19 protein-coding genes are annotated in these 18,205 nt (G+C 58.5%); 12 read left to right on the forward strand and 7 right to left on the reverse strand.

All coding sequences use genetic code 11. The features are described from left to right. Position 1: 1 nt before the first annotated feature. The 5 genes from phnK to phnG are packed head-to-tail and all read right to left on the reverse strand — an operon-like array spanning position 2 to position 3,793. Complete coding sequence (gene phnK / locus HRR99_RS18425; RefSeq protein WP_233124260.1) at positions 2–775, reverse strand: phosphonate C-P lyase system protein PhnK; 774 nt, start codon at positions 773–775, stop codon at positions 2–4. Beyond that, positions 772–1,653, reverse strand: coding sequence for an alpha-D-ribose 1-methylphosphonate 5-phosphate C-P-lyase PhnJ (locus HRR99_RS18430; protein ID WP_233124262.1), 882 nt, complete (start codon positions 1,651–1,653; stop codon positions 772–774). Before HRR99_RS18430 ends, phnK begins: the two co-directional genes overlap by 4 nt. Next, entirely contained in the window at positions 1,650–2,741 is a 1,092-nt protein-coding gene (locus HRR99_RS18435; RefSeq protein WP_233124263.1) for a carbon-phosphorus lyase complex subunit, read from the reverse strand. Before HRR99_RS18435 ends, HRR99_RS18430 begins: the two co-directional genes overlap by 4 nt. A 3-nt stretch (positions 2,742–2,744) precedes the next feature. Continuing rightward, positions 2,745–3,341 (reverse strand): phosphonate C-P lyase system protein PhnH, encoded by a 597-nt coding sequence (gene phnH / locus HRR99_RS18440; protein WP_233124265.1) that lies wholly within the window; start codon positions 3,339–3,341, stop codon positions 2,745–2,747. Beyond that, on the reverse strand, positions 3,341–3,793 hold the full coding sequence (gene phnG / locus HRR99_RS18445; protein WP_233124267.1) for a phosphonate C-P lyase system protein PhnG: 453 nt from the start codon (positions 3,791–3,793) through the stop codon (positions 3,341–3,343). Before phnG ends, phnH begins: the two co-directional genes overlap by 1 nt. 107 nt (positions 3,794–3,900) lie before the next feature. Between phnG and phnF the strand changes: the two genes are divergently transcribed. The 12 genes from phnF (at position 3,901) to HRR99_RS18505 (ending at position 16,493) form a co-directional block, all read left to right on the forward strand. Then, entirely contained in the window at positions 3,901–4,626 is a 726-nt protein-coding gene (gene phnF / locus HRR99_RS18450; protein WP_233124269.1) for a phosphonate metabolism transcriptional regulator PhnF, read from the forward strand. Positions 4,627–4,995: 369 nt separating this feature from the next. After that, a complete protein-coding gene (locus HRR99_RS18455; protein ID WP_233124270.1) occupies positions 4,996–5,877 on the forward strand; it encodes an AraC family transcriptional regulator in 882 nt (293 codons plus the stop codon). A 98-nt stretch (positions 5,878–5,975) separates the two neighbouring features. Then, on the forward strand, positions 5,976–6,881 hold the full coding sequence (locus HRR99_RS18460) for an ABC transporter substrate-binding protein (RefSeq protein ID WP_233124272.1): 906 nt from the start codon (positions 5,976–5,978) through the stop codon (positions 6,879–6,881). Positions 6,882–6,951: 70 nt separating this feature from the next. After that, a complete protein-coding gene (locus HRR99_RS18465) occupies positions 6,952–8,454 on the forward strand; it encodes a sugar ABC transporter ATP-binding protein (protein WP_233124274.1) in 1,503 nt (500 codons plus the stop codon). Next, positions 8,444–9,421, forward strand: coding sequence for an ABC transporter permease (locus HRR99_RS18470; RefSeq protein WP_111838860.1), 978 nt, complete (start codon positions 8,444–8,446; stop codon positions 9,419–9,421). The genes HRR99_RS18465 and HRR99_RS18470 overlap by 11 nt, the downstream gene beginning before the upstream one ends. A gap of 35 nt (positions 9,422–9,456) precedes the next feature. Next, entirely contained in the window at positions 9,457–10,188 is a 732-nt protein-coding gene (locus tag HRR99_RS18475; RefSeq protein ID WP_233124275.1) for an SDR family oxidoreductase, read from the forward strand. 25 nt (positions 10,189–10,213) lie between these two features. After that, positions 10,214–11,845, forward strand: a complete 1,632-nt coding sequence (locus HRR99_RS18480; protein ID WP_233124277.1) for an FGGY-family carbohydrate kinase — start codon at positions 10,214–10,216, stop codon at positions 11,843–11,845. Between the two features lie 63 nt (positions 11,846–11,908). Beyond that, positions 11,909–12,634, forward strand: coding sequence for an SDR family oxidoreductase (locus tag HRR99_RS18485; protein WP_233124278.1), 726 nt, complete (start codon positions 11,909–11,911; stop codon positions 12,632–12,634). Positions 12,635–12,749: 115 nt separating this feature from the next. Beyond that, positions 12,750–13,613, forward strand: coding sequence for an SDR family oxidoreductase (locus HRR99_RS18490; RefSeq protein ID WP_233124280.1), 864 nt, complete (start codon positions 12,750–12,752; stop codon positions 13,611–13,613). 136 nt (positions 13,614–13,749) lie between these two features. Next, positions 13,750–15,258: a helix-turn-helix transcriptional regulator gene (locus HRR99_RS18495; RefSeq protein ID WP_233124281.1), complete on the forward strand. Its 1,509-nt coding sequence runs from the start codon at positions 13,750–13,752 to the stop codon at positions 15,256–15,258. Positions 15,259–15,408: 150 nt separating this feature from the next. Then, entirely contained in the window at positions 15,409–15,588 is a 180-nt protein-coding gene (locus HRR99_RS18500; RefSeq protein WP_233124283.1) for a CsbD family protein, read from the forward strand. Positions 15,589–15,980: 392 nt separating this feature from the next. Continuing rightward, the gene (locus HRR99_RS18505; RefSeq protein ID WP_112498125.1) at positions 15,981–16,493 is read left to right on the forward strand and encodes a DUF992 domain-containing protein; all 513 of its coding nucleotides are present in this window, start codon (positions 15,981–15,983) and stop codon (positions 16,491–16,493) included. 64 nt (positions 16,494–16,557) lie between these two features. On the opposite strand, the gene HRR99_RS18510 is transcribed toward HRR99_RS18505, so the two are convergent. Further along, complete coding sequence (locus HRR99_RS18510) at positions 16,558–17,040, reverse strand: pyridoxamine 5'-phosphate oxidase family protein (RefSeq protein WP_233124285.1); 483 nt, start codon at positions 17,038–17,040, stop codon at positions 16,558–16,560. A gap of 79 nt (positions 17,041–17,119) precedes the next feature. Beyond that, positions 17,120–18,076: a LysR family transcriptional regulator gene (locus HRR99_RS18515; protein WP_233124286.1), complete on the reverse strand. Its 957-nt coding sequence runs from the start codon at positions 18,074–18,076 to the stop codon at positions 17,120–17,122. Positions 18,077–18,205 lie beyond the last annotated feature (129 nt).

An 18,205-nucleotide genomic window follows, 5' to 3' on the forward strand; every position in this document is an offset into this window, starting at 1 on the left:
GTCAGCTCTCCGGTATCGATGCGACAAGAAGCTGGGTGTAGGGGTGTTGCGGATCGTCCAGAACCCGGTCCGTCAGCCCCTGCTCCACGATGCGACCGCTCTTCATGACGATCATGCGTTGCGACAGCAGCCGGGCGACTGCCAGATCGTGGGTGACGATAACAACGGACAGTCCGAGGTCATTGACGAGACCGCGCAGAAGGTCCAGCACACGGGCCTGAACGGAAACATCCAGACCACCCGTCGGCTCGTCCATGAAAATCAGCCGGGGATGGGTGACGAGATTGCGGGCGATCTGAAGGCGCTGACGCATGCCGCCGGAAAACGCCACCGGCTGGTCGTCGATGCGGTCTGCGGCGATTTCGACGCGGGACAGCCACTCGGTGGCGGTGCGGCGAATATCGCCGTAGTGGCGCTCACCCACCGCCATCAGCCGTTCACCGACATTGGCACCTGCTGACACCCGCATCCGCAGGCCATCGGCTGGGTTCTGGTGAACAAAGCCCCAATCGGTCCGTGCCAGAAACCGGCGTTCGGCCTCGGACAGGTCTTGCAGGTCGGGAAAACGCCCGTCGCGCATGCGGTACCGGATGCTGCCGGAGGAGCGTTCCAATCTCGCCGAAATGCAGTTGAGCAACGTGGTTTTGCCGGAGCCGGATTCACCGACGATCGCAACGACTTCGCCCGGCCAGACATCGAAGGAAATGTCCGTGCAGCCGATGAAGTTGCCGTAGCGCCGCTCAAGATTGCGGATGGAAAGGATCGGGTCTGTCATGGATGATCTCCCGAAGCCACCTGGGGCAAGCCTGGACCGCGATGGCCGTCCATCTGGCGCGTTTCACAATGGTCAGTATCGGAGCAGACAAACATCCGCCCGCCGCGATCATCCGTCACGACTTCGTCCAGATAGACGCCCTTGGCATTGCAGAGCGCGCAGGACGAGGTGAACCTCTGAACAGCGAAAGGATGATCCTCGAAGTCCAGACTGACGACTTCGGTGAACGGCGGCAGGGCATAGATGCGCTTTTCGCGACCGGCACCGAAGAGTTGAAGCGCGGGAGAATTGTTCATCTTGGGATTATCGAATTTGGGAATGGGCGATGGGTCCATGACGTAGCGACCCTCGACCTTGACCGGATAGGCATAGGTGGTGGCGATATGCCCGTGCTGGGCGATGTCTTCATAGAGCTTCACGTGAATGAGGCCATATTCCTCCAGCCCGTGCATCACCCGCGTTTCCGTTTCCCGCGGCTCCAGAAACCGCAGCGGCTCTGGAATAGGGACCTGATAGACAATGGTCTGCCCGGCCTTCAACGGCGTTTCGGGAATGCGGTGACGGGTTTGGATGACCGTCGCTTCCGTCGTCTTCGTCGTGGTGGCAACACCCGCCGTCTTTGCGAAGAAGGCGCGAATGGACACGGCATTGGTGGTGTCGTCGGCGCCCTGATCGATAACCTTCAGCACATCGTCTAGCCCCAGAATGGCGGCAGTGACCTGCACGCCACCGGTGCCCCAGCCATAGGGCATCGGCATTTCACGCGAGGCGAAAGGCACCTGATAACCGGGAATGCAGATCGCCTTGAGAATGGCACGGCGGATCATGCGCTTGGTCTGTTCGTCCAGATAGGCAAAATTGTAAGCTGGCAGGTTCATTCCGCAGCCTCCTTGTTTTGCATGGCGTCTTCGTTTTCACGGCGAAGCATGCGCAGCAGACCGAGTTCGGCCTGGAAGTCCACGTAATGGGGCAGTTTCAGGTGCTCCACGAAGCCGGTCGCCTCGACGTTGTCACAGTGGGCAAGCACGAATTCCTCGTCCTGCGCGGGTGCATTGCGCTGCTCCTGAAATTCATCGGCGCGCAGTGCACGGTCGACAAGGCTCATCGCCATCGCCTTTCGTTCGGACTGACCGAACACCAGCCCGTAGCCGCGCGTAAACCGTGGACCGTCCTCGCCCTGACCCTTGAACTGCGACACCATCTGGCATTCGGTAACCCTGATGGAGCCGACCGAGACGGCAAAGCCAAGCTCCGGGATATCGATTTCCAGTTCCACCATGCCGATGCGGACTTCGCCGACGAAGGGATGGGTTCGGCCATAACCACGCTGGGTGGAATAGGCCAGCGACAGTAGAAATCCCTCGTCGCCACGCGCCAGCGCTTGCAATCTGCGATCCCGCTCGACAGGAAACGCCGTCGGGTCTCGCGTCAGATCTCCGGGTTCCTTGTCCGAGGGACGGTCAGGCTCGATCAGGCCCTCGTCATCCAGAATGTCGGTCACTCTCGGGAAGACACTTCCGCCATTGATCGGGCGTCGGACGGGTTGCTCCACGGGCACATCACCGGCCATGTCGGGGTCGATTAGCCTGTGGGTATAATCGAATGTCGGACCCAGCAACTGGCCGCCGGGAATATCCTTATAGGTGGCCGAAACACGCCGTTCCACCTGCATCACGTCGGTGGCAACCGGTCTCGAACATCCAAAACGCGGCAATGTCGTTCTGTAGGCGCGCAGCAGGAATATCGCTTCGATGAGGTCGCCGCGAGACTGGCGCACGCACATCGCCGCCAGTTGCGGATCGTAAAGCGACCCTTCCGCCATGACCCTGTCGACAGCGAGCGACAATTGACCGGCAATCTGGTCCAGTGTCAGCGCAGGAACATCGCGATCTCCACGCCGCCGGTCTGCCAACAGCTTGTGTGCCTTGTCGATAGCCGCTTCGCCACCTTTTACCGCAACATACATGGCTTACATCTCCCTGATACGGGTCGTGCGCGGCAAGGCAATCGCCTCGCTGGCACAGACGAGAATGACATCGAAGCCGAGCGGATAGGTCGCGGTATTGGCCTGCATTGCAGCGGCAAATCCGTCCGGCAGACCTGTGGGGCACACAGTGCAGGTTGTCTCGATACCCGGTCCGGTCAGCTCAAGCGGCGCACCACCGGTGAGTGATGCAACCGACAGGATGAGCGTGGCAGAACGATCGGGATATTCCGATGTGCCACGTGCGAAGGCTTGCCATTGCGAGGTCTCGGTCGTTTCGGAAAGCACGAGGAAAGTGGCCGTCTCCGGCTTTTCGCAGATCGGCGCGCCGCTGTGAAAGGTCAGCCATGTCGCAGCCGGTCGCATGCCTTCGGCAGCTTCGAACCACACCGGCGTGTCGTAATCGCACAGCGTCAGAAGGATGGAAGAGGCGGCGGCGCACAGCGGAGCCGGGCCGCATGCCCGCCGACCCAGATCCGCCACGGTGCCGGGCGTCGAGAAAGCGTGCATAATGGAATGGAAAACATCCTGCGATGCAAAGACCGGATCGGCAAAGCCACCGTCGAAATTGACTGCGCTCATCAATCTTCTCCTCTCGCAACGGTAAAGAAGTCGACCTTCGTCGCTTCCGTTTCCTCGGCAAGACGGCGCCTTTCAGCCTCCTTCAGGACGAGTGCGGGACCGACGATGTCGGCATCGATCCGGGCGGCCCAGTCGGGCTGTTGGCGCAGGGCATCGAGATGCGCGACCATGCTGGCCTTTTGCTTGTCGCGCCCCAGAACGACGGAGTGCCCAACCTCGCCCGTGTCCAGTTTCACCGTGGCGCGGGTAACGCTGGCTTCGCCGAGATTGAAGGCGCCACCGCCACCACCCACCCTGCCCCGCACCATGACGGTGCCGATCTCTGGGCCGCGAACGGGTGTGGCGGGGGCCGCGCTCTGACTGATCGTGGTGTAATGCTGCGTCAGAAACTCTGCTGGAGCGCCACTCAGAATGTCCAGCGCCTGCTTCCTGTCGAATGTGTAAGTCGTCATATCGTCTTCGCTTCGTTATTTGTCTAATTGTATAGACAACCATTCTTATCTGACTTATACACCGAAATAAGTGACGCTAGAATGACAATGGGACGACAGGGCAAAAAATGAATGCACATGAGGACGGGATTTCCCTGTGGCGGCGAGTGGCAGATGGTATCCGAAGCGCTATCGCGGAGGGCACGATCACTGATCGCTTGCCCCCAGAAACCGAGTTGGCAGTGGAATTCGGAGTCAACAGACACACGGTAAGACGCGCGATCTCAGTGCTCTCCGCTGATGGTTTGCTGCGCGCGGAGCGTGGTCGCGGCACTTTCGTCAATGCGGTTCAGACACGGATTGTGTACCCCATCGGCGCGCGGGCAAGGTTTTCCGAAAACATTGCCCGCCAGTCTCTCGAACCATCTGGCCGTCTTATTCATGCGGAAATCGTGGCCGCCGACACGTCGCAGGCTAAGCTCCTGTCCTGCGCAACCGGCTCGCCCCTGCACCGGCTGGAACATCTGGCGGTGGCGGATGGCGTCCCCGTCTCACGCTCCGTCTCGCTGTTTTCCGCCACCCGCTTTCCCGGCATCATCACGGCCTATGCCGACACCGGGTCCATCACCAAGGCATTGCAACGCGAAGGCTTGGAAGATTATCGCCGCAAGGAGACGCGGTTGACGGCGGAACGGGTGTCGTCTCGCGATACGGAACTGCTGAATTGCGCGCCTGACAGCATCGTTCTGGTCAGCAAGGCAATCGACACCGATGTGGAACTCAATCCAATCCAGAGCATCGTGACCCGTTTTCTCGCAGATCGCATGGAGCTGGTGTTTTCTAATACTCCTTGACGATCGCAATCAACACAATGTGACCGATACCAAAACCGCACCTGAGCGCCGGAAAAGTATAATACTGAACGCCTGATATGGCTCAGCACTTTTGTGTCAGCCACAGCCAACCTCCATGCAATGCAGCAGAAATTGTCCGATTTTGCTGCATTGCAGGATAAATCTTGTGCCTCCAGCGTCAGCATATTGATGAAACAAAGTGGCACTGACACCTTTCCATCAGTGGTATGGTCAAAAAAGTATCAGCAATTTCTCCGCCGTGATGTGGAATGCAACTGCTGAAGTCCCGATGCTTCCTCCGACGCGAAGGTAGTTGGGAGGAGCCAATTGCCAACCTTAACGGGCTGTCGCGTTAGGGAGAGGATATTCATGCAACCCGATCTGGAACTGGTCCATATCCGCAAGGGCGAATCGTTCGCAGCGTGGACGCATGGCTACCCGTTCCGTACGGTCCGCTGGCATTATCACCCCGAATATGAAATTCATCTCGTCGTTGCGACCTCTGGCACATTTTACCTTGGCGACTTCGTCGGCACCTTCAGCCCCGGTCAGCTGATTATGACGGGACCGAACCTCCCGCAGAACTGGATCAGCGATATCGAGGTCGGTGAGATCGTCCCGGCCCGCTCGCTCGTCATCCAATTTCCCGAAGCCTTCATTGAGGATGCCAGCGCGTCCATGCCGGAAATGGATGCCGTGCGTCCCCTGCTGGACCGCAGCCGTCGTGGGCTGCTCTTTGATGATGCGACAAGCATGGCAGTAAGACCGCTCATCGAAAAACTACTCGAAGCGCAGGGTCTAAAGAGACTGGCACTGTTCTGGGACATTCTCGCCCTTCTCGTGGATGCCGATTACGAGGTGCTTGCCAGCCTCAGCTTCCAGCTCGACCTGACCGGCACCGAAGATAGCGGCATCAATCGCGCTTTGTCGCATCTGCGTGAAAACCTGACGGATCAGGTCGAAGAGGGTGAACTGGCGGCAATGGTGGGCCAGAGCCCGAGCGCATTTTCGCGTGCCTTCAAAAGACACACCGGCACGACGCTTGTTCGTTACCGCAACCAGCTGCGCATCGATCTGGCCTGCAAGATGCTGCTGGCCGATCTGGAGGTCAATGTCGCAGAGATCTGCTACGACGTCGGCTTTTCCAACCTATCCAATTTCAACCGGCATTTCCTCAAACTAAAGGGAATGTCCCCATCCCAGTTCCGCTCGAAATTCACGGCGCAGAAAGCGTTCATGATGGCGGACTGATCGAGCCTACCAGACGAAATCAACCCCATTCGGGCGGCGAGATGCTGTCCGGAAACGAGCAGGTATTGCCTGCATTCATCCATAAGGGAGGAACCTAGATGAAAAAGATGCTTCTTTCGGCCACCGCCGCACTCGCTCTGTTCGTCACGCCAGCACTTGCGCAGGAAAAGCTCAAGATCGGCATGACCTTTCAAGAATTGAACAACCCGTACTTCGTGTCCATGCAGGAAGCTTTGAAAGAAGCCGCAGCCTCCATCGGTGCAGAAGTGATCGTGACCGATGCGGCGCATGACGTTGCAAAGCAGGTTTCCGACGTTGAGGACATGTTGCAGCAGAAGATCGACATTCTTCTGCTGAACCCGACCGACTCAGCCGGTATTGAGGCCGCCGTGCATGCCGCAAAGGCCGCAGGCGTCATCGTCGTTGCCATCGACGCCAATGCCAACGGCCCGGTCGATACCTTCGTCGGTTCCAAGAACCGCGATGCCGGTTACCAGTCCTGCAAACATCTGGGCGATGCGCTGGGCGGCAAGGGTGAAGTCGCCATTCTTGATGGCATTCCTGTCGTTCCTATCCTGCAACGCGTCGAAGGTTGCAAGGCAGCCCTCGGTGAATTCTCCGACATCAAACTCGTCGACACACAGAATGGTCGTCAGGACCGCTCCGTAGCGCTGGGTGTCGTTGAAAACATGATCCAGTCGCATCCCAACCTGGCGGGTATCTTCTCTGTCAATGACGGTGGTGCCATGGGAGCACTCGCAGCTATTCAGGGTTCGGGCCGCGATATCAAGCTGACGTCCGTCGATGGTGCACCGGAAGCGGTGAAGGCGATTGCCGACGGCACCAACTTCATTGAAACGACAGCGCAGTTCCCACGCGATCAGGTTCGCGTCGGTCTTGCGATGGCGCTTGCCCAGAAGTGGGGCGCCGTTGTCGTGCCGAAGGAAGTTCCGATCGACGTGCGCGTCGTCGACAGCAAGAACGCCGCTGACTTCAGCTGGTAATCCACACCTCCCAAGCCCGCGCCCACAGCAATGTGGGTGCGGGACCTTTCCAACCTTAAAGGAGGGCAAGATGCTTGAGCTGAAAAACATCAGAAAGAGCTTTGGCCAGATCGAAGTCCTGCAAGGCGTCGATCTGCAGGCGCGCCCGGGAGAGGTTCACGCGCTCCTGGGGGAAAATGGTGCAGGCAAGTCGACCCTGATGAAAATCCTGTGCGGCATCATCAAGCCGACGGACGGGGAAATCCTGATCGATGGAAAAGAACATCGCTTTGCCAATTACGATGAGGCCATTGCCGCCGGTATCGGCATCGTCTTTCAGGAATTCAGTCTGATTCCGTATCTCGACGCCGTCGAGAACATGTTTCTTGCTAGAGAACTACGCGGATCGTTCGGGCTACTGAACAGGAAAGCCATGCGCCTTCGTGCCGCAGAGATCATGCGCCAGCTGGCCATCGACGTGCCGCTTGACGTGCCGGTTCACCGACTGTCGGTTGCCGAACAACAGTTCGTGGAAATTGCCAAGGCGCTGTCGCTGAACGCCCGTATTCTGGTTCTGGATGAGCCGACCGCGACGTTGACCCCGTCAGAGACGGAACATCTGTTCAACGTCATGCGGCAGTTGCGCAAACAAGGTGTGGCGATCATCTTCATTTCACACCATCTGGAAGAAATCTTCGAGATTTGCGACCGTATCACCGTTCTGCGGGACGGTGAGTTCATCGCATCCTGCCTTGTCTCCGAAGTCGATAATGATCGGCTCGTCGAGATGATGGTCGGACGCCGGATCGAAAACAATTTTCCACCCAAGAAAACCCCTGATAGCGCCGCACCGCTGGTCATCGAAGTCGATGAGCTGCAACTCAAAAAGGGCGGACCGATCTCGCGCTTTTTCCTCAGGAAAGGCGAAATTCTGGGTTTCGCCGGACTGGTCGGCTCTGGCCGCACGGAGACCGTTCTGGCCATGCTGGGCGCGCATCCAGCCGCCCGACGCAAGGTGAAAATGGACGGCGTCGAGAAACGTTTTTCCGGGCCGGATGATGGACTGATCAACGGCGTCGGTCTGCTGCCGGAAAGCCGCAAGGACGAAGGTCTGATCACCAGTTTCTCGATTTTGCAGAACATCTCGCTCAACAATTACCGCAAATATCGCAAGAACCACTGGTTCATCGATCTCAAGAAAGAGCTTGCCCACACGCAGACAGCGATGGATCAGGTGCGCGTGAAAGCGCCGGGACCGCATGCCCGTGTCGACACGCTGTCGGGCGGCAACCAGCAGAAAGTGGTGATTGCCCGTTGGCTGAACCACGACATGCGCGTGCTGATATTCGATGAGCCCACCCGTGGCATCGACGTCGGAGCCAAGGCGGAAATCTACGCCTTGATGCGCCAGTTCACCGAGCAGGGCTACTCGATCATCATGATTTCATCCGAACTGCCCGAGGTCATCGGCATGTCCGATCGGGTCTGCGTCTTCCGCTCCGGCGGTATCGTTGCGACCGTCGAAGGCGACCTTGTGAATTCCGAAACAATAATGACCCACGCGACCACCGGGAGAGTTGAACATGTTGCCTGATGCAAACACGGACACAGCAACGAGATCCAACGGCCTGAACCTTGGCCGGTTGCTGCAAACACCGCTGGCATTGCCGCTGGTGGGCCTCATCGTCGTGTCCATCATCATGGGCCTTGCGAGCGATAACTTCTTCACCTTGAACAACATCATGAACGTGCTGCGTCAGGTGTCCATCGTCGGCATTCTGGCCGTCGGCATGACCTTCGTGATCCTGACCGGCGGTATCGATCTTTCGGTTGGCGCGGTCATGGCGCTGGTCGGCACGCTGTGCGCGGGCATGATGGTGAAGATGGGCATTCCCGCCGTGGCCGCACTGGGGATAGGCCTCTTCATCGGTATTGGCATCGGGCTGTTGAACGGCGCACTGGTGGCCTGGGGCAAGATGCCCGCCATCATCGTCACGCTGGCAACCATGGGTATGGCACGCGGCCTCGGCCTTATCTATTCGGGCGGCTACCCGATCAGCGGCATACCGAGCTGGATTTCCTGGTTCGGCGTTGGTCGTCTCGGCTTCGTGCCGGTCCCCGTCATCATCATGATCGTTACCTACGCGCTTGCCTGGGTTCTTTTGCAGCGCACCGCCTTCGGGCGCCACGTCTATGCACTCGGCGGAAACGAAACTGCGGCACGCCTTTCCGGCGTCAAGACGCAGCGGGTCAAGCTTGCCGTCTATGGCATCGCCGGTTTCACCTCGGCCTTGGCGGCTGTGATCCTGATTGGCCGGTTGATGAGTGGCCAGCCCAATGCCGGTGTTGGCTTCGAACTAGACGCCATCGCCGCCGTGGTCCTCGGCGGCACCGCCATCGCCGGTGGCAGAGGCCTCATTCTGGGCACGCTGATCGGAGCGATCCTGCTCGGCATCCTTAACAACGGCCTCAACCTCATGGGCATCAATCCGTATCTGCAGGATGTGATCAAAGGCGCGATCATTCTGCTGGCCATCTATATCGGGCGTGAATGGCGCTGAGCCGGCCCGACCTCTTTTCGAAACAGGAGAATATCATGTCTTTATCACTGCAAGGCAAAATCGCTGTCATCACCGGAGCGGCCTCAGGAATTGGTCTCGCCACGACAGAAGCATTGCTGGAACAGGGTGCCACCGTCGTCATGGTGGACTGGAACGAGAAGGCTCTGAACGAGCTTGCCGGAAAGCTGGGCGACAAGGCGATACCGCAGGTCACCAACCTTCTAGACGCAGACAGCTGCAACGCGATGGTGCCGGAAATCCTGCAAAAAGTCGATCATATCGACATTCTCTATTGCAACGCCGGTACCTATATCGGCGGCGACCTGACGGAAACGACGCCCGAGGCCATCGACAAGATGCTGAACCTTAACGTCAACGCCGTAATGAAGAACGTCCATTCCGTCGTGCCCCATATGAGCGAACGCAAGACCGGCGACATCATCGTCACCTGCTCCATCGCTGGCCATTACCCGACCTACTGGGAGCCAGTCTACGCGGCTTCGAAATGGGCCGTGACCTGCTTCGTGCAGACGATGCGTCGCCAGATGATCCCGCACGGCGTGCGCGTCGGTCAGGTTTCTCCAGGCCCGGTCGTCTCCGCACTTCTAGCCGATTGGCCCGAGGAAAACCTGCGCAAGGCCAAGGAAGCAGGCGCATTGATCGATCCGAGTGAAGTCGCTGATGCCATCGTCTACATGTTGACACGCAAGCGCACGGTCACGATCCGCGACATGCTGGTCTTGCCGACCAGCTTCGACCGCGTTTAAATCAGCCAAACAGGAGATCATCGCAATGGCCAAATATCTGATCGGCGTCGACGTAGGAACCGGCTCTGCACGGGCGGGTGTCTTCGATACGTCGGGCGGGCTTTTGGCCACTGCGAAACGCGCAATAGCCCTTCACCGCGAAGACGGCGGCATCGTCGAGCAGTCGAGCGAGCAGGTCTGGCAAGCCGTATGCGAGGCGGTGAAGGAAAGCGTTGAAAAGGCGAAGATCGATCCCGCTGCGGTCGCTGGCATCGGCTTTGACGCGACATGCTCCCTCGTCGTTCGCGGTCCTGGTGATGAAACGCTGGCGGTGAGCGACGCTGTCCACCCCGAACGGGACATTATCGTCTGGATGGACCACCGCGCCGTCGAACAGGCCGAGCGCATCAATGCCGGAGATCACGATGTCCTGAAATATGTCGGTGGCCGTATCTCACCGGAAATGCAGACCCCGAAATTACTTTGGCTGAAGGAAAATAGGCCCGAAACCTATGCGAAGGCCGAGCATTTCTTCGATCTGGCGGATTTCCTCACATGGAAAGCAAGCGGCGCACTGGACCGCTCGAGCTGCACGGTGACGTGCAAATGGACCTATCTGGCCCATGAAGCACGATGGGACGGCGACTATTTCCGCCAGATCGGCCTTGGCGACCTCGCCGACCAGGGCTTTGCTCGTATCGGCCAGAGTGTGGTGGAGCCCGGAACCTCGCTTGGTAACGGTCTGACCGCTGCGGCGGCACAGGCCATGGGGCTGCCAGCGGGAATTGCCGTTGCCGCAGGCCTCATCGATGCCCATGCAGGCGGTGTCGGCACCGTTGCCGCCGGGGGTGATGCACGCAACTGCCTCGGTTACGTCTTCGGCACCTCGTCTTGCACCATGACCACGACGGACAAGCCAGTCTTCGTGCCGGGTGTCTGGGGGCCATATTATTCGGCGATGGTTCCGGGCGCATGGCTGAACGAAGGCGGCCAATCGGCAGCCGGTGCTGCCATCGATCAGCTCGTGCAATTGCATCCCTCCACCGCGCAGGTAAGCCAGCTTGCAGACAGCAGCGGCAAATCGCTGCCGCAGTGGTTGGCCGACAGGGCACTGGAACTTGCCGGGACACCGGCACAGGCCGTTCGCCTCGCAGACCAGCTTCACGTCGTGCCGGAATTTCTCGGAAATCGCGCGCCATTTGCTGATCCGCACGCGCGTGCGGTGGTCATGGGACAGGGCATGGAGAGTGGAGCGGACTCGCTCGTCGCCCTCTATGTCGCAGGGATTTGCAGCCTTGGCTACGGCCTGCGGCAGATCATCGAAACACAGGCCAAGCACGGCGCGCCGATTTCAACGATCAGCGTCAGTGGTGGCGCCGGGGCGCATCCGCTGACGCGTCAGTTGCTGGCGGATACGACGGGCTATCCCGTCGAAGTCACGGAATGCGAAGAGCCGGTTCTACTCGGCTCTGCCATCCTGGGCGCCGTTGCTGCTAAACTGCACGACAATCTGCAAGGCGCCATGGCGACCATGTCGCGTGTGGAGATGCGCTGCGATCCTGATGAAGCGGTGCGCGCGCTGCACGACATAAGATACACCGCCTTTATCGCGTTGCAGAACACGGCACGAGACATCCGCAAATCGATGGACGACGTCTTGCACCAGTCCCGTGCCTGATCGTCGTCTGTCACCCGCAATCATTCCATTTTCTGGCCGGTGTGCCATAGTTTCGAGGTCATCATGCAGTTCTCAGGAAAATCCGTCATCATCACCGGCGCGGGCAAAGGCATCGGGCGCGCCTGCGCGCTTGTGATGGCAGAACGCGGTGCTGAGGTTATCGCGCTCAGCCGCACCCAGTCCGATCTCGATGCTTTGAAAGCCGAAATCGGAGGACGCTCGATCCGCGTCGACCTCTCGGATTCCGCAAATGCGCGCGCCGCGATGCGCGAGGCAGGCACCTGTAATTTTCTGATCAACAGCGCTGGCACGAACGTGCTTGAAAGCGTTCTGGATATGACCGAAGACGGCTATGAAACCGTTATGGGCATTAACCTCCGCGCAGCCCTGATCACCTCTCAGGAATTTGCCCGCGCCCGTATTGCCGCAGGTGGTGGCGGTGCCATCGTCAACATCACATCCATTGCCGGTCATCGCGGATTTCAGGATCATCTCTGCTATGCGGCATCCAAGGCAGGTCTTGAGGGAGCGACCCGTGTTCTGGCCAAGGAACTGGGCCCCCACGGCATTCGCGTCAACGCCGTCGCGCCGACGATCACCCTTACAGAACTTGCCGCCGAAGCCTGGAGTGACGCTGAAAAAAGTGCGCCGATGATGGTTCGCCATCCCCTCAACCGCTTTGCCGAAGCCGAGGAAGTCGCCCAGAGCATTGCGCTTCTTCTGTCCGACGACAGCCGGATGATTTCCGGCGCGGTGCTGCCGGTCGATGGCGGATTTCTGGCGGTCTAAGGCGCACGACATGGTGCCCCACTGGCACTTTACCTTCGATGCCGAGGGGAACTGATCGGACGATCGCTTGTTAGCGGGGGGAGCCATTCCCGCCCTCAACACGATTGGAACCACCATGTCCGACACACAGCACCCCATGCCACCCTTCGCCGAACAGCAGCAGGAGCCACCTGGAAAGACCGCGCAGATGCGCCCGGTACCCGACCACGGGGAGACATCCTATCGCGGAAACGGCAGGCTGGAGGGCAAGGTGGCGCTGATCACCGGTGCCGACTCCGGCATCGGCAAGGCAGTTGCCATCGCCTTTGCGCGCGAAGGCGCCAACATTCTCATCTCCTATCTCAACGAAGACGAGGATGCGCAGGACACGGCCAAGTGGGTCGAGGAAGCCGGTCGCAAGGCCATCCTCGTTCCCGGCGACATCAAGTCTGAGGCGCATTGCAAATCGCTCGTGTCGCAAACCGTCGAAAAGCTGGGTGCAATCGATATTCTGGTGAACAACGCCGCGTTCCAGCGAACCTATGCGGCGATCGAGGACATCAGCGCAGAGGAGTGGGACGAGACCTTCCGCACCAACATCTACGCACCGTTTTTCCTGTCCAAGGCTGCCGTGCCGTTGATGAAACCCGGTAGCGCGATTATCAACACGACATCGATCCAGTCGAGACAGCCTTCTCCCGCGTTGCTGGCCTATGCCTCGACCAAGGGTGCCATCTCCAACTTCACGGCGGGTCTGGCAGAAATGGTTGCCGACAAGGGCATTCGCGTGAATGCGGTGGCGCCCGGCCCCATCTGGACACCGCTGATTCCCTCTACCATGCCCGCAGAAAAGGCAGCGAAATTCGGCGAGGGCACATTGATTGGGCGTGCCGGACAACCGGCAGAGCTGGCAGGAGCCTATGTCCTGCTTGCCTCGGATCTGGGCAGTTACATGACCGGCGCCGTTGTTCCGGTTACGGGCGGCGAGATTATGATCTGACGCAATAGCGTAACCACAGGGGGCACGTTCTATCGGCGCCGTGCCTTCCTGTTTTCATTTTCTGGCCCACATCAGGACCTCTTTCAAAGCGTAAGGAAGCATGCGACGTTCGTGTCATCGAATGAGAGAGAATGACATGACAGATGCGCCTCAGCCTCCGAAAATCAACCGTGGCAGTCTTCAGGAACTGATCGGCGGCTTGAGCGACGGCATCATTCTGGTGGAGCAGGACGGCAGCATTGCCTGGGCCAACCAGTCGGCCCTCGATATGCATCGTATCTCCAGCGTCGATGATCTGGGTGGCGACGCAAAGGGATATCGCCGCGGGTTCACCCTGCGCTATCGCAACAACCACCCCCTAGAGGAAGGCCAATATCCGATAGAGCGCTTGCTTGCGGGCGAGACGATCGACGATGTCACCGTTGAGATTTCGCCCGCCGATGATCTCGATCTCGTCTGGGTGCACACGGTGCGCAGCATGATTATTTCGGATGCGGGCGAAAAGGCCGATGTACTGGCGCTCATTTTGCGGGATGAAACGCCCCGTTTCGAGGCTGAAGAACGCTTTGAGCGCTCCTTCAACGCCAATCCGGCGCCGGGCCTGATTTGCCGGATAGACGACCAGCGCTTCATCCGCGTCAATCAGGGCTTTCTAGAAATGACTGGCTTCATGAAGGAAGACATCATCGGAAAGACCGTTGAAGCCGTGGGGCTGTTTTCCAATTGCGACACCGGTGAGGATGCCTTGTTGAAGCTTGGGGATGGCCGGGTTATCAGGCACCGCGAAGCCCTGGTTCCCTTACCCGATGGCGGAGACCGGCTGGTAATTGTGGCGGGCGAACCGATTTCGGTCGTGGAAGAGCCCTGCATGCTGTTCACATTTGCTGATCTGGATGCACGCCGGAAAGCGCAAAATGCGCTGCGCCAGAGTGAGGAACGCTTCTCCAAATCCTTCCGGCTGTCACCTGCACCCGCTGCCGTTTCCCGCCTTGATGACTTCGTCTTCACGGAAGCCAACGACGCGTTTTTGCAAATCTCCGGATATGCATCGACGGAAGTCATCGGCAGGACCGCGAGCGACCTCCGTTTGTGGGACGATATCCCGGCACGCCGCGCCTTGGAGCAAAAACTGCGTGACAATACGTTCATCCGCAACGAGTCCATGCGGATGAAGCAGAAGGATGGAGGCATGGCCGATTGTCTCGTTTCCGCAGAACGTGTGGAAATCAACGACGAGCTATGCGTCATCTGGGCGCTGCAGGATGTGACGGAGCGCAAGCGAAGCGAGGCACAGCTGGTGGAGGCCATCGAAAGCGTCATGGCCGACACCTCCTGGTTCAGCCGATCCATCGTTGACCGGTTGGCCACTCTGAAACAGACATCGACTGCGGCACCAACCGCGCAACTGATGGAACTGAGCGACCGCGAACGGGAAATCCTCGGCCTCATCTGCAACGGCCAAAGCGATGCCGATATGGGCGAGACGTTGCACCTGTCCAAAAACACCATCCGAAACCACATCGCGTCTCTCTATGGCAAAATCGGTGTCAATCGCCGAGCAGCGGCGGTGATCTGGGCGCGAGAGCGTGGTTTCACGGGCGTCAGCGATGCCAAATCCAAAAGCCGCGCAAAAACGAAGAAATAATCCAAAAAGCGTGAAAAAGGTTATTTCCTACTAGACTGACTAGTATTTTCCAATCTGCAAATGCTTCTCGGGACGGCGTATTTCCTATGACATGACACTGGCATCCGCTGGCGTCATCGTAGCAAACGCTTTGTATCGAAAGGATTTATCATGGATAAGAACCGGATCGAAGGTGCCGCTAAGGAACTCAAGGGCACAATCAAGGAAGCAGCCGGCAAGTTGACCGGCAACGGGAAGCTGGAAGCAGAAGGCAAGGCCGACAAGGTCGCGGGCAATGCCCAGAGCGCGGTTGGCAAGGGCAAGGATGCCGTCAGGGATGCCCTGAAATAAGCTTTGATCCCAGCGCTCGGGCTCGCGGTAGCGCGGGCCAGAGCCCATCGAAGGTAAAACCACGATGTTCTTTTCGCTTCAATCCACCCCTGCGGTCGCTTCTCCCACACACTGCGCGACCGATGCCACTCTAAGGTGCCTGCTCGCTTATGGCGTTGGCCTTGAGGATTGCCGGATCAGTGTCGAGTTTTCAGACTGCGGCGTGATCCTCACGGGCCGCGCACCTTCCAAGGCGGCGGTCAGGACGGCGGTGAATATTGTCGCGGACTTCACATCGAGACCGGTGCACTCCTGCATTCAGGTTAAAGCACCAAAGTGATCATGCACCCCTTATCAGGCTCTTAAGAGAGCAAATGACAATCGAGTTGAAATACACACGTTAGGAATTCACGATGAAAAAGACACTTATTCTCGCAATCGCCAGCACCCTTGCGCTCACCTCCGCCGCCTCTGCTGCAAACCACAGCAAAAAGCGCGCGCCAGAACAGGTCGCGACTCAGCCGAAAGAACGGTTGGGAACATTGTCCTGTGAGGTTGCAGGCGGCATCGGATTGCTGATCGGCTCCAGCAAGGCTGTGACTTGCCAGTTCAAGCAGCGCACCGGCAAGGTCGAACGCTACACCGGCACCATCGGCAAGCTCGGTATCGACGTTGGCATCACGGGCAAGTCCTATCTCAGCTGGATCGTGGTCAATACGGCGCCAACCACCGTGGGTGAAGGTAGCCTTGCAGGCACCTATGTCGGCGCTTCCGCTGGCGCCTCGGTGGGCATCGGTCTCGGCGCAAACGCTCTCGTGGGCGGCAATTCCAAGAATTTCGGCCTTCAGCCATTGAGTGCTGAAGCCGGTACCGGCCTCAACGTCGCCGCTGGCGTATCCCGCCTTCAGCTGCGTAGCATGAAATAAAAAACGGGAGCGCACGACGGATGTTGTGCGCTCCCTCTCGTTTTACGATCAGATCGTCGTGGCGTTACATCTCGACCTTGGCGTTCTCACCCATATCAGGGCGAGTATTGCTGACGGCGGCAGCGGCCATCTTGATGTAGCTGATGACGGTGCCGGGGCTATCCCAGTATTCGGCAAAGGACGGCGTCACCTTCAGGATGCGGATAGACGGATCGTCGGCATCATCCCACCAAGCCTTTGCAGGCGTCGCCCAGAGATCGCGAATTTTTTCGCGGTCGTTCTGAACTTCAGCAACGCCTGATATCGATACGTATTTCTGGCCCTTGGAATCGGCGAAGGCGAGGCAGACATTGGGGTATCGCGAGACTTCTTCGTCCTTATGGCTTGCCACATCGGTGAGGAAATAGAACGCGTTTTCGAGCTGCTCGGCATAGGCCGACATGGGGCGGGCGCGCAAATCTGCACCCGTTTGCGTGGTCAGCATGCAGAACCCGATTTTCTCGGCGAGTTCCCACACCTTGGTAATGTCATTTTTCGTATCAGCCATTCGTCGTCTCCTGTGTTGTGTGCAGCAAACGGTGAGGACAGAGCAACGTTCCACAAACTCCGCTACGACACTCAAACGACTACGCGACCTCCTGACGCTGCGGCACGTCGGTCCGTACCGGCAGTTCCAGCTTTCCGAGCGCGCTCCTGTGTAGAAGTTTGGCAAGCCAGTCCACGAAAACGCGGACCTTGTTCGTAACGTGCCTCGTTTGCGGATAGACGATGTAGACCGGCATCGGCTCGCGGTTCCATTCCGGCAACACACGCACAAGCTCGCCCCTCGCCATTTCTTCCCTGATCATGAAGGGTGCAAGCTGCGCGACGCCCATGCCAGCCAGTGCTGCATTCTGAAAGGTCCGGCTGTCATTGGCGGAGACGATGTAGCGCGGCGTGACCTCAACTGAACGTAAGCCATTATCGAAAGGCATCGTCATAACCTGGCCGGACGTCGCGTTGAGATATCCCACGGCAAAATGGTCTTTTTCCAAATCCTCAGGCTGCTGAGGCATTCCGAAACGCGCGATGTATTCAGGCGACGCACAGGTGATGAACTCCAGATCTGCGACCTTGCGAGCGATGAGCGACTGGTCACGCGGCGTGCCGACGCGCAGGGCGCAATCGACGTTTTCAACAATGTAGTCCACCAACCGGTCGCCGACACCGAGATCGAGACGGATTTGCGGATATTGCTGATAGAATTCGCAGAGATTGGGGATGATGATATTATCTGCAAACGCCCCGGCCATTTCCACCCGCAATTTTCCCGAGGGCTGCGTGTTGGTGTTGGAGAGGCTGCCGTCCAACTCATCGATCTCGGATAGTATCTGCACAGCGCGTTCGTAATAGAGCGCGCCATCTGTCGTGAGCATGACCCGGCGTGTCGTACGGTTGAGCAGGGTCGTGCGCAAGTGCGCTTCCAACCCCTGCACCATATTGGTTACGGTGGTCTTCGGCATTTCCAACGCGTTCGCAGCACGCGTGAAATTTCCCGTTTCCACCACGCGTGCAAAGACGCGCATTGCAGCCAGTTGGTCCATCATAGCTCCTCTTGAGTCATTGTCCGTATTTTTGGAACAGTGTTTCCGATTTTAGCAACTTGTGTAATCTATCTCGAACAATAATATCTACATTAGAAATCACCGCAAGGGGTGGCTATCAATGGTCAT

Origin of the sequence: Agrobacterium vaccinii (assembly GCF_021310995.1) — a bacterium.
Taxonomy (GTDB): Bacteria; Pseudomonadota; Alphaproteobacteria; order Rhizobiales; family Rhizobiaceae; genus Agrobacterium; species Agrobacterium vaccinii.

Excerpts from the sequence above, each read along its gene's own strand:
- HRR99_RS18460 (WP_233124272.1), top strand. The coding sequence starts at position 5,976 with ATGAAAAAGATGCTTCTTTCGGCCACCGCCGCACTCGCTCTGTTCGTC.
- HRR99_RS18490 (WP_233124280.1), top strand. The coding sequence starts at position 12,750 with ATGTCCGACACACAGCACCCCATGCCACCCTTCGCCGAACAGCAGCAG.
- HRR99_RS18435 (WP_233124263.1), bottom strand. The coding sequence starts at position 2,741 with ATGTATGTTGCGGTAAAAGGTGGCGAAGCGGCTATCGACAAGGCACAC.
- phnG (WP_233124267.1), bottom strand. The coding sequence starts at position 3,793 with ATGACGACTTACACATTCGACAGGAAGCAGGCGCTGGACATTCTGAGT.
- phnK (WP_233124260.1), bottom strand. The coding sequence starts at position 775 with ATGACAGACCCGATCCTTTCCATCCGCAATCTTGAGCGGCGCTACGGC.
- HRR99_RS18475 (WP_233124275.1), top strand. The coding sequence starts at position 9,457 with ATGTCTTTATCACTGCAAGGCAAAATCGCTGTCATCACCGGAGCGGCC.
- phnH (WP_233124265.1), bottom strand. The coding sequence starts at position 3,341 with ATGAGCGCAGTCAATTTCGACGGTGGCTTTGCCGATCCGGTCTTTGCA.
- phnF (WP_233124269.1), top strand. The coding sequence starts at position 3,901 with ATGAATGCACATGAGGACGGGATTTCCCTGTGGCGGCGAGTGGCAGAT.
- HRR99_RS18510 (WP_233124285.1), bottom strand. The coding sequence starts at position 17,040 with ATGGCTGATACGAAAAATGACATTACCAAGGTGTGGGAACTCGCCGAG.
- HRR99_RS18515 (WP_233124286.1), bottom strand. The coding sequence starts at position 18,076 with ATGGACCAACTGGCTGCAATGCGCGTCTTTGCACGCGTGGTGGAAACG.
- HRR99_RS18470 (WP_111838860.1), top strand. The coding sequence starts at position 8,444 with ATGTTGCCTGATGCAAACACGGACACAGCAACGAGATCCAACGGCCTG.
- HRR99_RS18430 (WP_233124262.1), bottom strand. The coding sequence starts at position 1,653 with ATGAACCTGCCAGCTTACAATTTTGCCTATCTGGACGAACAGACCAAG.
- HRR99_RS18455 (WP_233124270.1), top strand. The coding sequence starts at position 4,996 with ATGCAACCCGATCTGGAACTGGTCCATATCCGCAAGGGCGAATCGTTC.
- HRR99_RS18495 (WP_233124281.1), top strand. The coding sequence starts at position 13,750 with ATGACAGATGCGCCTCAGCCTCCGAAAATCAACCGTGGCAGTCTTCAG.
- HRR99_RS18465 (WP_233124274.1), top strand. The coding sequence starts at position 6,952 with ATGCTTGAGCTGAAAAACATCAGAAAGAGCTTTGGCCAGATCGAAGTC.
- HRR99_RS18505 (WP_112498125.1), top strand. The coding sequence starts at position 15,981 with ATGAAAAAGACACTTATTCTCGCAATCGCCAGCACCCTTGCGCTCACC.
- HRR99_RS18500 (WP_233124283.1), top strand. The coding sequence starts at position 15,409 with ATGGATAAGAACCGGATCGAAGGTGCCGCTAAGGAACTCAAGGGCACA.
- HRR99_RS18485 (WP_233124278.1), top strand. The coding sequence starts at position 11,909 with ATGCAGTTCTCAGGAAAATCCGTCATCATCACCGGCGCGGGCAAAGGC.
- HRR99_RS18480 (WP_233124277.1), top strand. The coding sequence starts at position 10,214 with ATGGCCAAATATCTGATCGGCGTCGACGTAGGAACCGGCTCTGCACGG.